This is a genomic window from Burkholderia pyrrocinia (assembly GCF_018417535.1).
In the GTDB taxonomy this organism is placed as follows: domain Bacteria; phylum Pseudomonadota; class Gammaproteobacteria; order Burkholderiales; family Burkholderiaceae; genus Burkholderia; species Burkholderia pyrrocinia_E.
Genome location: NZ_CP070977.1, coordinates 1,224,404 through 1,240,308 on the forward strand (window position 1 = coordinate 1,224,404; position 15,905 = coordinate 1,240,308).

10 protein-coding genes are annotated in these 15,905 nt (G+C 65.1%); all 10 read right to left on the bottom strand.

Features of this window, described 5'->3' with window-relative positions:
* Nucleotides 1–5: 5 nt before the first annotated feature.
* Complete coding sequence (locus JYG32_RS05735) at nucleotides 6–821, bottom strand: ABC transporter substrate-binding protein (RefSeq protein WP_213264954.1); 816 nt, start codon at nucleotides 819–821, stop codon at nucleotides 6–8.
* Nucleotides 822–1,024: 203 nt separating this feature from the next.
* A complete protein-coding gene (locus JYG32_RS05740) occupies nucleotides 1,025–2,131 on the bottom strand; it encodes a fimbrial protein (RefSeq protein WP_249744593.1) in 1,107 nt (368 codons plus the stop codon).
* A gap of 131 nt (nucleotides 2,132–2,262) precedes the next feature.
* On the bottom strand, nucleotides 2,263–5,259 hold the full coding sequence (locus JYG32_RS05745) for a GLUG motif-containing protein (protein ID WP_213264956.1): 2,997 nt from the start codon (nucleotides 5,257–5,259) through the stop codon (nucleotides 2,263–2,265).
* An 80-nt stretch (nucleotides 5,260–5,339) separates the two neighbouring features.
* On the bottom strand, nucleotides 5,340–5,987 hold the full coding sequence (locus JYG32_RS05750) for a fimbria/pilus periplasmic chaperone (protein ID WP_249744594.1): 648 nt from the start codon (nucleotides 5,985–5,987) through the stop codon (nucleotides 5,340–5,342).
* A 154-nt stretch (nucleotides 5,988–6,141) separates the two neighbouring features.
* Nucleotides 6,142–8,784, bottom strand: coding sequence for a fimbria/pilus outer membrane usher protein (locus JYG32_RS05755; RefSeq protein WP_213264958.1), 2,643 nt, complete (start codon nucleotides 8,782–8,784; stop codon nucleotides 6,142–6,144).
* 179 nt (nucleotides 8,785–8,963) lie between these two features.
* Nucleotides 8,964–9,722, bottom strand: a complete 759-nt coding sequence (locus JYG32_RS05760; RefSeq protein ID WP_213264959.1) for a fimbrial biogenesis chaperone — start codon at nucleotides 9,720–9,722, stop codon at nucleotides 8,964–8,966.
* 24 nt (nucleotides 9,723–9,746) lie between these two features.
* Nucleotides 9,747–10,331: a fimbrial protein gene (locus JYG32_RS05765; protein ID WP_213264960.1), complete on the bottom strand. Its 585-nt coding sequence runs from the start codon at nucleotides 10,329–10,331 to the stop codon at nucleotides 9,747–9,749.
* A 998-nt stretch (nucleotides 10,332–11,329) separates the two neighbouring features.
* Nucleotides 11,330–12,634, bottom strand: a complete 1,305-nt coding sequence (locus JYG32_RS05770; RefSeq protein WP_213264961.1) for an MFS family transporter — start codon at nucleotides 12,632–12,634, stop codon at nucleotides 11,330–11,332.
* Nucleotides 12,635–12,869: 235 nt separating this feature from the next.
* On the bottom strand, nucleotides 12,870–14,549 hold the full coding sequence (locus tag JYG32_RS05775) for a SpoVR family protein (protein WP_174381105.1): 1,680 nt from the start codon (nucleotides 14,547–14,549) through the stop codon (nucleotides 12,870–12,872).
* On the bottom strand, nucleotides 14,546–15,814 hold the full coding sequence (locus JYG32_RS05780) for a YeaH/YhbH family protein (protein WP_174381106.1): 1,269 nt from the start codon (nucleotides 15,812–15,814) through the stop codon (nucleotides 14,546–14,548). Before JYG32_RS05780 ends, JYG32_RS05775 begins: the two co-directional genes overlap by 4 nt.
* Nucleotides 15,815–15,905 lie beyond the last annotated feature (91 nt).

The following is a 15,905-nucleotide window of genomic DNA, read 5'->3' on the forward strand; positions in this document are numbered from 1 at the left end:
ACGGATCAGGTCTTGTCGCCGATGCGGAAGATACGCGTGAGCGGCGTCTTCGTCGTCGGCCCGAACCATGCGTCGTAGATCTGCGTGGCGCGGCCGTTCGCCTCGAGCCCCTTCAGCGTGTCGTTGACGAAGCCGAGCAGGCGCGTCTCGCCCTTCGGCACGCCGACGCCCATGTAGTCGTTCGAGATCGTGAAGGCAGGGATCTCGTAGTTCTGCTTGTCGGGCACGTTCGCGAGCAGGCCGATCAGCTTCGGGCCGTCCTGCGTGATCGCCTGCACGTTGCCGGCGCGCAGCGCGGCGAACGCGAACGGCGTGTCGTCGTACGCGACGATCGTCGCCTTCGGGAATTTCTCGCGCAGCGTGATCTCGTTCGTCGTGCCCTTGTCCGCGCCGACGCGCAGGCTGTTCAACTGGTCGGCCGATTTCAGCACGCCCTTCTTCGCGAGAAACTGCTGGCCCGACGAGAAATACGGAATGCTGAAGTCGACCTGCTTCGCGCGCTCGTCGGTGATCGTGAAGTTCGCGAGCACGAGATCGACCTTGCCGGAGGCCAGGAACGGTATGCGGTTCGCGGGGTTGGTCGGCTGGAGTTGCAGCTTCACGCCGAGCTTGTCGGCGAGCGCCTTCGCATAGTCGACGTCGAGGCCGACGATGTGGTTGTTCTTTGCATCGACATAGCCGAACGGCGGGTTGCTGTCGAACGTCGCGACGCGCAGCACGCCGGCCTTCTTGATGTCGTCGAGACGGTCCGCATGCGCGACGGTGCCTGCCGTGACGAGCGCAGCCCCGACGAGCCACGCAGCGAGAGTGTGGATTTTCATGAGCACGACCTGATTTGTTATGAAGGCCGCCGCGGATCGCGCGGCGGCCGGTTCGAGGAACATCGCGACGGCGTGTGGAGTCGCGAAGCCGCTAACGTAGCAGCGCGTGCGGCAAATCCGAACCAACAAATGGTGCTTTGCTCAGCGGGTTTCGTGATGACGCCGGGCCGGCGCCGGCCTGATCGCCGAACCGCGCGTCGCCTTCACGGGAACGTAAACGAAAATTCCGCGCCGCCGCCGGCATAGCCGGGCTGCAGCTCGGCATCCGCACCGGTACGGATGTACTGCGCGCGCAACGGCATCACCGCCATGTCGCCGGTGCGCTGCATCGGATACTCGGTGGCCGTGCCCGGCTCGCCGTACGCGATCCGCTCGCCGGTCAGCGCATTGGTCATCACGATGTTGAATCCGCGCGCGAGCTTCTGGCCACCCGGCGCGCTCAGTTGCAGCAGCGTGTTGTCCGGATTCGGCTGCGCGGCCTTGTCGCGGAAACTGATCGACGGCTTTGCCGCTGCCGCGCACTGGCTGAGCGCGATATCGAAGCTGATCGGCTTCGACATCGCGTTCACGCTGGGAAAATTGCTGATCGAAAACTGGCCGAGCGTCACCGGCACGATCATGTTCGACTGGATCTCGCAGCGGTTCGGCACATGGATCTCGCACTCGCTGCCGATGCAGACGTTGCCGACGCCGACAAAGGCCTTCATCTGCTTGCACAGATTAGGCGGCGTCGTATGCTCCGGCACCGTCACCGTACCGCCGATCGACGCGACGCCTTTCGGAAAGTCGATCGCATAAATCGCGACGGTCGGATTGCCCGGCAGGTTCTTGACGACCAGCTTGCCTTGCGGCAGTTGCGAAACAGGCTTGTCGAGCACCAGAAACTGCCGGAAGCGCGCCATCCGCGCATCGTTGCCGCCTTCTCCCGATCGAATGAGCTCGGTCTTTGCGGTTACCACCGGCAGTGCGCCTTGCTGCAGCGTGCGCTCGTTGCCGTCGTCGGACACGCCGGCCCATTTGAAGCCGATTCCGCTCACATTCGTCTTCGCAACACCGTCCGCGACGACGCTGCCCGGCTTCCAGTGTGCGGCACTCACCAGTTCGTGCGCGGTCGACTCGGCGCCGCCGTACTTGAACGAGACCATCAGCGAAACCGTGCGTTGATACAGGATCGCGCCGACCGGCGTCGTACTCGTCAACGGCGTGATCATGCGCCAAGGTGACGCTTCGGTGTTGCTGAACGTGCAATTCAGCGCCGTCGCAGCACCGCCGCCTTGCGCCATCGCGTGCATGCCGAATGCAAGAACCATGCATCCCGCCGTCGCCAAGCGACGCATTATCCGGCCGACTCGCCCGAGCCGGCGCCGTTGAAACATCTTCATGCTGCCCTCCCGTTGAATCGGCGGCGGGCGCCGGCCATGCTCGCCCGCCGCCTGCTGCATTACTCGATCACACCGAGATTGACGCCGGCAATCTTCTGCAGCGCAGCGTCGCCGGATGCGACGCTGTAGCGGAAGATGCTCCGGTTGACGCCGACGAGGCCGCCGAAGGTCTGGTTCGACGATCCGTTGACTCGCCCGCTTGCGGCAGAGTGCTCGACGAGTCCCGCGTTCAGGCCGACCAGGCCGCCGAGCGTCGCGCAGTAGCCGGCGCCGACCGTCCCCGACGCCGATACGTAGCGCAGCGTGCCGAGGTTTTCGCCTGCGAACCCGCCAACCGTGCTCGACCAGCCGCCCGTCACGTTACCGGTGGCCGACGCGACCTGGATCGTGCCGAACCGCGTGTTCGCGCCGGCGAACCCGCCCACCGACGCACCGGTGCCGGCCGACACGTCGCCGCTCGCGTCTGCGTCGGCCAATTCGGCCTCGTTGCTGCCAACGAAGCCGCCCGTCTTGCTGTAGCTGCCGCCCGTCGTCTTGCCGCGTGCGACCGCGTGAGCAATCCGGCCGCCGAGATGACTGCCGACGAAACCGCCATTCGCGCCCTGGCCGCCCGTTACCGCGCCATGTGCTTCCGCCATGTCGATGAACGCGTTGTCGCCGAGGTTGATGCCGACGAAACCACCCGTCGAACCTGCCGATGCGCTCGAGACGGCGCTCAGCGCCCGGCTGTCGGTCACCTTGCCCTGGTTCTGCCCGACGAAGCCGCCGACTGCCTGCGCGTATCGACCATCCACGACACCGCTCGCGCTCGAACCGGTGATCGTTCCGGTGTTGTTGCCGACGAACCCGCCTGCCGTGCCGCTCGAGCCGCCCGTCACACGCCCCAGCGCCGATCCGTCGACGATCTTGCCGAGCAGGTTCGCCCCCACGAGCCCGCCGACGTTCACGCCGGCGAGATACGCGCCGGAAGTGGTGCCGCGGCTCGTCGAGCGCAGGATTTCACCGCCCCGGTTCACGCCGACGAGACCGCCGATCGACGCGCGGTTCGATGCGCCGCCGAATACGGTCGCGTTGGACTCGCTGTCGACCACGATGCCGGCCTGCTGCTCCCGACGGTTCTCTCCGACCAGACCGCCGATGGCGTCCGACATGCCGTTGCCCGTTACCGATCCCGAAAACGATGCCCGGGAAAGCTCGCCGCTATTGATGCCGACCAGCCCCCCCAGCGCATTGCTGCGGCTGGCGCCGGCACTCACCTGCATGCCCGTCGCGGTCACGTTCGAGATCTTGCCCGCGTTTTCGCCCACCAGCCCGCCGATGGCCACCGGACCGACGCCCGCCGCAGCGCTGACACGCAACGACTTCAGGCTGAGGTTGGCGAGCGTGCCGGTGTTGCGGCCGAACAGCCCGGCATACGCATCGCTGCTCGCGATGGTAAGGTTGCTGATCGTGTTGCCGAGGCCGTCGAACACGCCGGCGAACGACGCACCCGAACCGATCGTCTTGAGCGTGGAGCCGTAATAGGAACCGGCGATGTCGTTGCCGAGCACGTACAGCCCGCCGAGATTCGCATTGACGGCCTGCAACTGCTGCAGATTCTGGATCACGGTATAGCGATAGCCGTTCGATTCGAAACCGGCGCCGGCCCCCGACAGCGTCACGGCCGCGCCGCCGGAGAGCGAGTGCGCGACGCCGTAGTCGAGCGTCAGCAGCGCGTTCGCGCCGGTCAGCGCAATCGGGGCCGCGATCCGCACGCTCTTCTTCGCGTCGATGGCCACTCGCGCATTCGCGCCCGTCGCGCGCAGCGCGCCGTTGACCGACACATCGCCCTGCCGGCTGGCCAGCGTCAACCGGTTGCCACCGGCCCAGGTCACCGGCCCGTCGACCGAAAGCTGCCCGCGTTCGGCGACCAGTTCGACATCGGTGGTCGCGAGATTGCGCGACAGCGTGTCGGCCACGATCGTGCCCGGCTGGTTCGCACCGGCCTTGACCGACACGTCGGACGATGCGATGCGCCAGGTGCCGACGCGCCCGTTGGTCGCGCGCGTGTCGACCATCGCGCCGAGCGCCACCTTCACGTCGGCGCCGCGCGTTTCAACCGTGCCGCCGTTGCCCGGCGTCGTCGCGCTCGCGTTCAGCACACCCGCGACGTTGACGGTGCCGGCGTCGTGACCGTCCAGCGAGATCCGGCCCGCGGCATTCCTGAGCGTGCGCGCTTCGATGACGCCCTGGTTGTTGACCACCGTGCGCAGCAGCGTATCGGCGGTCTTCGCGCTCATCAGCACCTGCCCGCCGTCGGCCCTCAGCAACTGCTCGTTGCTGACCAGCGCGTTGACGATGCCCTGGTCGATCTGCACGCTGAGCAGCTTGCTGCCGTCGAAGTTCAGCGTGGCGTCGCTGCCCGCGCCCAGCGCGACGGTGCCCATCTGCGCCTGGACGATCCCCTTGTTGATGACTTTCGCGCCGAGCAGCGCGATCGCGCCGCCTTCGCCCGCCACGAGATTGCCGAAGTTCTGCACTTCGCTCGGCGACTGGCCGGAAAACCGGAAGCGGCCTGCCTCGAAGTCGTCGTTCCTGATATCCAGCGTCGTCGCCACCAGGCCGCCGACATTGACCTGCGCGCTCTTGCTGAACAGGATCCCGTTCGGATTGACGAGGAACACGCGGCCGCTCGCATCGAGATTGCCGTGGATTGCGCTGCCGTCCTGGCCGACGACCCGGTTCAGCGCGATCGACGCCGCGGACGGCTGGTTGAACGTGACGCGCTCCCCTTTGTCGATGTTGAACGTTTGCCAGTCCGTCACCAGCTTGTCGCTATGCTGGTTGATCGACATCTGCTGCCCGTTGTCGTAGCGATGAATGTCGGCTGTCCCGGACACGATCTTCTCGCCCGTGGGCAGCGCATGCGCTGATGTCGCCACGCCGCCGGCGAGCAGTGCCAGCACCGCGACGACACGCGCACGCGTCGCGGACTTGCCGTGCCGGCGTACCCGTTCGCCGGCGACCTGCCAGGCGCCTTGCGCATCGTTCCATATCAAAGAGTAGGTCTTGTTCACTTTCGTTTTTCCTTGTTGTGGTTGAATCCCTGCCGATGCCCGCGGCAGGACGGGTACTGCAAGCATTCCCGCCCCGTCGGTCACGGCGGCGCGAGCCGCGCCCGGTATTCATGCGTTGCGCCGCTGTCGTCGACGGCGTCGAACACGATCTCGCCCGGACCCGCGCCGGCCTGCGTGCCGATCGGGATCTCGACCCGGCCGAACGGCGCGACATCCGTCACCGTGTTCGCCGGCACCGCACGCTCGCCGTTCAGCAACAGGCGCGTCAGCGTCACGTAGTACGGCGTGGGATTGAGCGCGACGATCGACGACGCTGCCTTCGTGCCGGCGTGCGTCCATGCGAGCCGGTTCGGTGCGTCGTCCGGATCGCCATCGAGACCGGGTGGCCGAACCAGCAGCTTCATCCTGAGCCGGTACGCGATGCGCAGCGCGTGGTCGCCCGCCGGCGCGGCCGGCGGCACTTCGAGCAAGTTGATCCAGAAACAGGATTCCCGGTCCGCGGCGAGACCGCCGCCAATCGACTGCACGCGGATCGACAGCGGCTGCCCCGGATCGAGTCGGGCGAGCGGCGGCGCGACGACGAACGGCACGCGCAGGCGGCTCGGATCGGCGTTCGCATCGCCATCGTCGAGCCAGGCCTGGACGAGAATGGGGGCGTCCCCGCCGTTGCGCGCGAAGATCGTCAGTGCGCGCGCCTCGCCCGGATAAACGAAGCGGGTACCGATCACGGACAACGCTGCGTCGCACCGGACCGTGCCGATACTCGCGACGCAGGCCAGCACCGCCGCGCGCACGATGCGACCGGCGCCGGGCCGCCCGCGCAAACGGCACGGCAACGTGTGAATGACGGAAACGAAACGAAAAGCCGAGCCGTGCATTGGGCTAGCGCGCCTCGATACGGCCAGCCGACGGTACGGCAGCCCTCGGCATCACCGTCGCCGCGCGGCAGATACCCTCCAGCGTCACATAGCCGCTTCCCGAACGCTGCGCGGCCGGCACCGCGTAATCGATCACGCACTGCTGATCCGCGCGTGTGCCCCATTCGACGCGAATCCGGCCGTCGTGTGCGGCACTGCGCACGAACAGGCGGCTGCCCTGCCCGACCACGCCGAGCGCCTCACCGGTGCGTGCGTCGAGCGCGCGCGCGGCGAACGGCAGCGGCCGACCGTCGTCGGTCTGCGCGTCGATCAGCAGCGCCCGCGCCTTCAGCGTGTCGTAAGACAGCATGACGATCGAACCCGAGCGCGGAGCAACGCTGTGCGACACGGTCTTCAGTTCGACGTCCTCGGGGACGTCCTTCGGATCGATGTCGATCTTGTTGAGCTGATACGGAATGAGGCTCGGCACGATCGCGTAACCGAAGCGGTCGACGCGTGCACTCGTGTTCGCAACCAGTGCGCCGCGCGCGTTCGGCACGTGCACGACACCGATGGTCTCGCTCAACGTGGGTGCCGGTGTCAGGCCGCCCGGGTGCAGCACCAGGCCGCCCGTTGCGCTCGCCGACGCCTGCTGGTAGTCGCGCCCGATGCCGAGGTTCGCCGACAGCGACACGGCCGGCCGCTGATAGCCGACGCCGAAACTGCCCGACGACGCCCGGTTGTTGCCGTCGTAGCTCGACGACAACGAGTACGATCCATCGTTGCGCTCGCCGAAACTGCCCGCCAGGCTCGCCGTGGCGCTCGTACCGGTGCTGCTGTCATGCGTCACCAGCGTGCTGAAGATCGGTGCGCGTCGCGCGTTGCGCCCCAGCGGAATCGATACGTTCAGGCTCGCGAGCGTGCTGCCCGCCCCGCCGCCGAACGACGGCTCCCGCGCGGACAGGTTGCGCACGCGCTGCACCGACGCGGTCACCGTGGCGTCGCGCCACTGCGTGCTGTAGCCGAGCGTGAAGCTGAGCGACTGTCCGCCGCCCGCCCAGTAGCTGAGCGCCGATCCGTTCGCATAGAGGTTGCCCGACCGCCCGATCTGCTGACTCACGTTGAGATCGACCCGATTGCGCAGCCGCGAAAACGACGCGGCGCCCGCGCCCTGGTCGCTTTGGCCGTTCAGCAGCAACGCGTCGCGCAGGCCGAGATAGCCTTTCGTCGAGTAGCGATACGCGAGCAGCGAAAAGTTCGTGCCGCTGTTCGGCAGGTTCTTGCTGTACGACACGCGGATACTCGAGCCGGTCAGGCGCTCGCTGCCTGGCGGCTGGGTCCGTGCGATCGTGACGTCCGCCGCGAAGCCGCCGATCGAGGTATTGAGCGCGACGCCCATCAGCATCGACTGGTAGCGGTTCGCGAACGCGGCGCCGCCGTAGGCCGTCACCGCATTGCTGACGCCACGCTGCACGGTGAACTGGCCGACGTACTGCGTGCCGATGTCGCCGCCGAGTTCGATCGCCTGCCCCGCCATCGCGCTGAACCGTGTGCTGCCGGGACGCAGCAGCTGGACTGTCGTCGCGAACGGAACCACGAAGCTGCGCGTTTCGCCGTTGGCCTCGGTCACCGTCACGTTCAGGTCGCCGCCGTAGCTCATCGCCTGCAGGTTGTCGATCGCGAACGGTCCCGGCGCGACGGTCGTCTCGTGAACGAGATAGCCGCGCTGGTAGATCGATACCTTGGCATTCGATTGCGCGACGCCGCGCACGACCGGCGCGTAGTAGCGCTGCTCGTCGGGCAGCATCCGGTCGTCGCTGGCGAGTTGCACGCCGCGAAACGACACGGAGTCGAACAGCGCGCCGCTGGTCGAGCTTTCGCCGGCCAGCAGCTGAGCGCGCCAGTCGGGCAGATCGGTTTGCGCGTAGACGTAGCCGCGTTGATAGCGGGCGCCGCCACGCTGCGACCAGGTGAGGTTGCCGTTGTGGCGAATCCGGAACCGCCCGGCGCTCGCGGCCATCGAGAGGCCCGTGTAGAGCTGCGAGAATTCGTAGCCGCCGGAACGCGTCGTGAACACGCTCGCGTTGTAGTTCAGCCACGCGGCCGGCACGCCGTTCGTCCAGTTCGCCGGATCGACGTAGGTACTCCGGCTGGCGAGCCGCATGTAGAACTGAGGCACCGTCAGATACAGTTTCTGTTCGGCCGCATCGAACGACAGCGCGGCGCCGGGCACGTACCGGGACGGCGCATCGCAGATCGGCCCGTCGGGCATTGGATTCGGCGGCTGGCTGGCGTCCTGGCCCCGCGCGCTTCGGTCGAGGTCGACGCCGGCCCGCTGCAGCAGCAGCCGGTCGTAGCAAGGCAGCACGTCGCCACGCGCGTCGTGACGGAACGTGATGTCTTCCACGCCGCGCCACTGCCCGTTGACGATCAGGTCCGCACGATGCACGCCCGGCGCGACGGCATTCGGACGCCCGAACGGCGTCGTATCGATCGGTTCGCTGTCCGGGCCATGCATCAGCATCGAATCGTCGAAGTGCGTCTCGCCGGCCGCCGGCGCAACCGGCGACGCGCTTGCGGGCGCGCGGCGCGCGTCTTCCCGCGCGACCGGGTCGATCGTATCCGCGACGGCGTTCGTGCCCGACGTCATCGCGACCGACGCGAACACGGAAGCGACCGCCAGCAGACAAGGCCGCTGCGGAAGCCGCGGGGCAAGCCCCGACGCGCATGAAGATTGGAAACCTGCTGAACTGCGCATGTGGATTCAGTTAATTCGCATGCCGAATCGATTATCCGGGCCCGGCATGCTGGATCGTGCCTTCTGGATGCGTTGCGTGGACAGACTGCTCAGTCGGTCAATTTTTTGGTTATCGTGCTTTGCCCGCCGTAGTCGTCGATGGTCACGAAGCGCACGGCCGTCGGGCGATGCGACAGCGCGGCGGCGCCCTGCAACGGGAAGCGCTGGGAGCCGAACGGTGCGACCATCCCCCCACCGGCCGGGATGAACGTGCCGCCGATGTCGCCCTCGACCATCCCGAACGAAACGTAATACGGCGTCGGATTGGAAACCTCGAGCGATATCTGCCGTCCGCCCGCGTGCGACGCATCGGCAGACGCCTTCCACACCAGTTTTTCCTGCGCCGTTTCGACGTCGTTCGCGAGCGACGAGGGCCGGTAAAACATCTTGATGCGGGTTCGGAAGGCGAAGCGCAGCTGATTGTCCGCGTCTTTCTGTACCGTCGGCACCTCGAGCACATTCAGCCAGAACACCGATTCACGGTCGACGGGCAACTGCGCCTGCATGTTCGTAATGCGCAGCACGGCGCCCCTCCCTGCTTCGACGCGCACCAGTGTCGGCGCAACTACGAATGGCGTGCGCATCTGTTCGGGCGGAACGTCGGCGCGACCGTCGTCGATCCAGCTCTGCGCGAGTACGGGTTCGGTGCCGGAATTTTCCATCCGGACCGTCACGTCGCGAGCACGCTCGGGGAAAATCACCCGGGTACCGTCCAGCAAAAGCGCCGCCTGCGCCAGCGTGGCGCAGGCGGCCCACGCCATGACACCGGCCACGACTTGTAAATAAGGATAACGAATTGACAAGGTCATGACGTGGAACGGGAAATACGCCGATCAGTGGTAAGCGAGCATATAGCGGATGAACGAGTTGCCCGAACCGGTCTTGATCGCATCCGGCGCGGCCGTCGACACGTACGACGCCGTATAGGTCAGGGTCGCGGCGTTGTTCGCGACGGTCGCGACCTGCGCATCCGCGAGGTTCTGCGGCTTGCCGAGCATGATCTTGCCGGCCTTTCCGTTACCCGCGTCGCTGATCTGGATCTCGACGCCTTCCGCCGGCTTGGTGCCGATGAGCTTCAGGTTGCCCGTCGCGGGATTGATGTTCACCGACACCGGATCGAATTCGATCACGACCTTCGTGCCGTTGGTACAGCCCGTATTGCCGCCGATAGCCAGGTTGAACGTGACAGGCGTCGACGTCGCACCGATCTTGTCGAAGGTGCTCGGGCTGATGCTGTGGCCGAGTGGCACCTCTTTCCGGTTGCCGGGGCCAGGTGCCTCGCCATTGATGTTGCAGGTGACGTCGGAGATGCTGCCGTTGAAATCGAGCTGGCCGTGGAACGCGTGGGAAACCGACGGCACCAGTGCGACACTCGCGATACCCGCTGCAACGAAACCCCGAAGCAGATTCATTTTCATCGTTGAATTCCTCTAAAAATGGACGATTTTTCTCGGAACAGACCGATCGACACGCAGGCATTCAACCCTTCCGCCGACTGCCCGCGACACGAATCGGATCGCCTTATTCCGGAAGACTGGATGATTCCATCCGAAAAGATGACGACCGAGCCATTTTATTTACCCAAACGATTTACCGATATCGTACGAGTAAGAAATATCGGAACCATTTTCCATTCATGAGAAATTCGAATGGCCGCACAGGCCAACGACCGTGCCTTCTAGCCGAGTCGCGGCTCTTGGAGCACACCATGCCGGCCAGGCCGCGTGTGCGGCTCTTCAACCGGCATCCGACAGCGGCGTGACGGTGCGAAATGCGGCCCGATCGGCACCCTTCAACGCGTGCAGAACAAAACCCTCAAGAATCGCCCCATTCGCTCAAAAAGTTAACAATTTTTTATCTTGAAAATTAACCAATCAAAAAATGTCCTATGACATAAAAATAAAATCTGACAAAGCGCATAAGCGAACGCCTCGCACCTCGATCTTTCACGAAGGCATTAACCGGGCATATCGCACATTGGCAACCGGATTTCGCTTTCCATACCGATTCGCCATCGCGAGCGGGCATTTCTTCCAGCGATCGCATCGACGCACACGCCGCTATGGACTTGTCCCATTCGCATCGTTCCGGGGCGGATCCGGACCGGCACCCACCCCGCCTCGGCCTGCGACGGACGCAGCACGCAAAAAAACGCCCGCTGCAAGCAGCGGGCGCGAATCCCAGTCAAGGAGGTGTCACACGAACTACGGGTTCAGAATAAAAGGATCGCCGGCCGGCGACAACGAAGGGATCGCCATATCGATATCGCGTGCGCGGCGATACGCTTGCATGGGTTCGCGCGACCATGCCCCGTCCGCCGCAAAAAAAAACGGCGCCCCGCCGCAATGACGGGACGCCGTGGTGGTGCGCCGGGCTGCGGCCGGCCGGATGGCCGGGGCAGCGCTGCGCGAGACGATCACGGTTCGTGACGCAAATACCCTTCCTTGCTCGGATCGCGCATCCGCCACGACACGATCAGCGAGATCGCGCACAGCACGGTCACGTACCAGTAGAAGGTTTCCTCGCTGCCGACCGACTTGAACCACAGTGCAACATACTCGGCCGAGCCGCCGAAGATCGCATTCGCGACCGCGTACGACAGGCCGACGCCCATCGCACGCACTTCCGGCGGGAACATCTCGGCCTTGATGAGGCCGCTGATCGACGTGTAGAAGCTGACGATCGCGAGCGCGACCGTGATCAGCACGAACGCGGCTACCGGGCTCGTCACGTCCTTCAGCGCATGCATCAGCGGCACCGTGCCGATCACCGCGAACGAGCCGAACAGGATCATCGACGTGCGGCGGCCGATCCTGTCGGACAGCGCGCCGAACACCGGCTGGATCAGCATGTAGACGAGCAGCGCGACAGTCATCACGTTGCTGGCCGTCTTCGCGTGCATGCCGGCCGTGTTCACGAGGTACTTCTGCATGTACGTCGTGAACGTGTAGAAGATCAGCGAGCCGCCGGCCGTGAAGCCGACCACCGTGAAGAACGCACCCTTGTGCTGCCATACGCCGCGGATCGTGCCGGCGTCCTTCTTGTCGCGCGACGCGCTGGTCGACGTCTCGTCGAGCGATTTCCGCAGGTACAGCGAAATCAGCGCGGCCGCCGCGCCGACGACGAACGGAATGCGCCAGCCCCACGCCTTCAGTTCGTCAGCCGACAGCGTCTGCTGCAGGATCACGAGCACGAGCAGCGCACACAGCTGGCCGCCGATCAGCGTCACGTACTGGAACGACGCGAAGAAGCCGCGCCGGCCCTTCAGCGCGACCTCGCTCATGTAGGTCGCGCTCGTGCCGTATTCGCCGCCCACCGACAGCCCCTGGAACAGCCGCGCGACCAGCAGCAGCGCCGGCGCGAGCGCGCCGATCTGCGCGTAGGTCGGCAGCACCGCGATCACGAGCGAGCCGCCGCACATCATCAGCACCGAGATCATCATCGCGGCGCGCCGGCCGTGACGGTCGGCGATGCGGCCGAACAGCCAGCCGCCGATCGGACGCATCAGGAAGCCGGCCGCGAACACGCCGGCCGTGTTCAGCAGCTGCGTCGTCGTGTTGCCGCTCGGGAAGAACGCCGGCGCGAAGTACAGCGCGCAGAACGAGTAGATGTAGAAGTCGAACCACTCGACGAGGTTGCCCGATGAGGCGCCGACGATGGCGAACACGCGCCGCCGGGTGTCATGCGCGGACAGCGCAGCTTGGTCGGTCTGGACGTCCATGGATTGGTCTGTTCCTTTTAGTGCTTTCTGGGCGAGACGGCTGGGAGCCGCCGCGTGCGGTCGCACGTGGCACCGATTCCGGCGGCACGGCGCTACGGGATTTTAGCGAAATGTAAAGTAACAGGCTTTCCGGGTTCGTCCGGATGTAGAAAATTTTTCTCCCGCCACGCGTTCGTCATATGAAAACGCCAGCCCGCAGGCTGGCGTCCGATGCAAACATTCTTGAAGCCGGCGATCAAACGCGCACCTCCGGCGGCACGTAGCGGCACTCGTAGCGCTTGCGCACGGTGCCGGCCTCGTCGACGCTTTCCAGGTACACGTCGAACTGCCAGAGCCGCGCCATGTGCTTGAGCACCTCGTCGCTGTCGTTCGACAGGTGGCGGTTGTCGGTCATGAAGTGGCGCAGCGTGAGGCTGCGATCGCCGCGTGTGTTCACCGCCCACACCTGGATGTTCGGCTCGCGGTGATGGATGTCGTACTGCCGCGACAACGCCTGCCGCACGTACTGGTAACCGTAGTCGTCGTGGATCGCCGACACCTCGAGCGAATCGCGCATGTCGTCGTCGAGCACCGAGAACAGCCGCATCTCGCGGATCAGGTTCGGCGACAGGTACTGCGCGATGAAGCTCTCGTCCTTGAAGTTGCGCATCGCGTAGTGCATCGCCGGCAGCCACGGGGTGCCCGCGATCTCCGGAAACCACTTGTAGTCCTCTTCCGTCGGCGCTTCGCAGATCCGCCGGATGTCGCTCATCATCGAGAAACCGAGCGCATACGGATTGATCCCGCTGTAGTACGGCTTCGTGACGGGCGGCTGGTAGACCACGTTGCTGTGCGAATGCAGGAACTCCATCATGAAGCCGTCTTCCAGCTTGCCCTGGTTGTACAGCGTGTTCAGCAGCGTGTAGTGCCAGAACGTCGCCCAGCCTTCGTTCATCACCTGCGTCTGCCGCTGCGGGTAGAAATACTGGCCGATCTTGCGCACGATGCGGATCACTTCCCGCTCCCACGGTTCGAGCAGCGGCGCGTTCTTCTCGGCGAAATACAGCAGGTTCTCCTGCGGCTCGGGCGGATAGCGGCCTTCCTGCTCCTCCATCAGCTCGGGTTTCTTGCCCGGCAGCGTGCGCCACAGTTCATTCACCTGCGACTGCAGGTACGCCTCGCGCTCGCGCCGCAGCGCCGCTTCCTTCGACAGCGACGGCTTCTGCGGCCGCTTGTAGCGGTCGACGCCGTAGTTCATCAGCGCATGGCACGAATCGAGCAGCTCCTCGACGCGGTCGAGGCCGTAGCGCTCCTCGCATTCCGCGACGTAGTTCTTCGCGTACACGAGATAGTCGATGATCGCGTGCGCGTCGGTCCACAGCCGGAACAGGTAGTTGCCCTTGAAGAACGAGTTGTGCCCGTACGCCGCGTGCGCGATGACGAGCGCCTGCATCGTCATCGTGTTCTCTTCCATCAGATACGCGATGCACGGATTCGAATTGATGACGATTTCGTACGCGAGGCCCATCTGGCCGCGGCGGTAGCTCTTCTCGGTCGAGAGGAAGTGCTTGCCGAACGACCAGTGGCGGTAGTTGACGGGCATCCCGACCGACGCGTATGCATCCATCATCTGTTCGGCGCTGATCAGTTCGAGCTGGATCGGGTAGATGTCGAGCTCGTATTGTTCGGCGACCTGCGAGATGTGCGTGTCGTATTCCTCGAGCAGTTCGAACGTCCAGTCGGACGGGCACGGCAGCGGCTTGCGTTCGGCAACGTTCATACGCGCTTCCTTTTGCCCGGAGCCGGGCAAGTCGGCGGCCGGCGGCGGCGGTTCGGCCTGCGCGCGTTGCTGCGATGCGGCAGGGCCGGCCGTGTCGTCGACGGAAGGGCGCGGCTCGTAGCCGCGCGACTCGTTGTGCAGATGGCGGGTCGTCATGACATTTCCACCTGCTTTTCGAACAATTCGCGAAACACCGGGTAAATTTCGGCAGCCGATTCCACTTTTTTCATCGCGAGATGCGGCTGCGACAGCGCCAGTTGCGCGTATTCCAGCCACAAATTCTGCTCTTCCGGCGCAACCTGGATATACGCGAAGTAACGCGTCTTCGTGAGGATATCCTCTTCCAGGATTTTGCGACACTTGGGCGAGTCGTCGGTCCAGTTATCGCCGTCGGACGCCTGCGCGCCGTAGATGTTCCACTCGGTCGGCGAGTAGCGCTCGTTCATCACCTTGCGCATCAGTTCGAGCGCGCTCGACACGACCGTGCCGCCGCTCTCGGTCGAATGGAAGAAGGTATCTTCGTCGACTTCCTCGGCGCGCGTATGGTGACGGATGAACACGACCTCGATGCGCTCGTAGTTGCGCTTGAGGAACAGGTACAGCAGGATGAAGAAGCGCTTCGCGAGATCCTTGCGCTGCTCGTCCATCGAGCCCGACACGTCCATCAGGCAGAACATCACGGCCTGGCTCGACGGCTGCGGCTGCTTCAAGCGGTTGATGTAGCGCAGGTCGAACGGATCGATGAACGGAATCCGCCAGATGCGCCCCTTCAGGTGATGGATCTCGGCCTCGAGCGTCGCGATTTCCTCGCGGCGGTCTTCCGGATCGCACTTCAGCGCTTCGAGCTGCGCCTCGAGTTCGTGCAGTTCGTTGACGAGCGGCGAGCCGAGCGCGATGCGCCGGCCGAGCGCGCTGCGCAGCGAGCGCACGACGTCGATGTTGTTCGGCGTGCCTTCAGCCGACCAGCCCGCGCGCACGTTCTTCCAGCTCGGCACCGTCAGCAGGTGCGTCTTCACGAGGCGCGGCAGTTCGAGATCGTCGAAGAAGTACTGCATGAATTCGTCGCGCGACAACTCGAACACGAAGTCGTCCTGCCCTTCGCCCTCGTTGCTCGCCTGGCTGCCGCCGCCGCCCGAGCCGCCCTGCGGACGCGGGATCTTGTCGCCGCGCACGTAGTCCTCGTTGCCGGGATGCACGTACTCACGTCGCCCGCCCGGCCCGTGCCGGAAATTCGGCTCCGCGATGTCCTTGCGCGGGATCGTGATGCTCTGCGTGCTCTGGATATCCTTGATGCTACGGTCGCGCACCGCGTCGGACACGGCACGACGAATGTAGTTCTTGACGCGACGCAGAAAGCGTTCGCGATTGGCGATACTCTTGTTCTTGCCGGCCAGCCTGCGGTCGATGATTTGATGAAGCACTGCCGGTCTCCCGCTCGAAAGTCGATATGCCGGGACGCTCGCCGCACATGCCGTCTCCCGTCATGCGGGCGGCGTCCCTGAAGTTTCCCGT

Excerpts from the sequence above, each read along its gene's own strand:
- JYG32_RS05770 (WP_213264961.1), bottom strand. The coding sequence starts at position 12,634 with ATGGACGTCCAGACCGACCAAGCTGCGCTGTCCGCGCATGACACCCGG.
- JYG32_RS05775 (WP_174381105.1), bottom strand. The coding sequence starts at position 14,549 with ATGACGACCCGCCATCTGCACAACGAGTCGCGCGGCTACGAGCCGCGC.
- JYG32_RS05765 (WP_213264960.1), bottom strand. The coding sequence starts at position 10,331 with ATGAAAATGAATCTGCTTCGGGGTTTCGTTGCAGCGGGTATCGCGAGT.
- JYG32_RS05760 (WP_213264959.1), bottom strand. The coding sequence starts at position 9,722 with ATGACCTTGTCAATTCGTTATCCTTATTTACAAGTCGTGGCCGGTGTC.
- JYG32_RS05735 (WP_213264954.1), bottom strand. The coding sequence starts at position 821 with ATGAAAATCCACACTCTCGCTGCGTGGCTCGTCGGGGCTGCGCTCGTC.
- JYG32_RS05740 (WP_249744593.1), bottom strand. The coding sequence starts at position 2,131 with ATGGTTCTTGCATTCGGCATGCACGCGATGGCGCAAGGCGGCGGTGCT.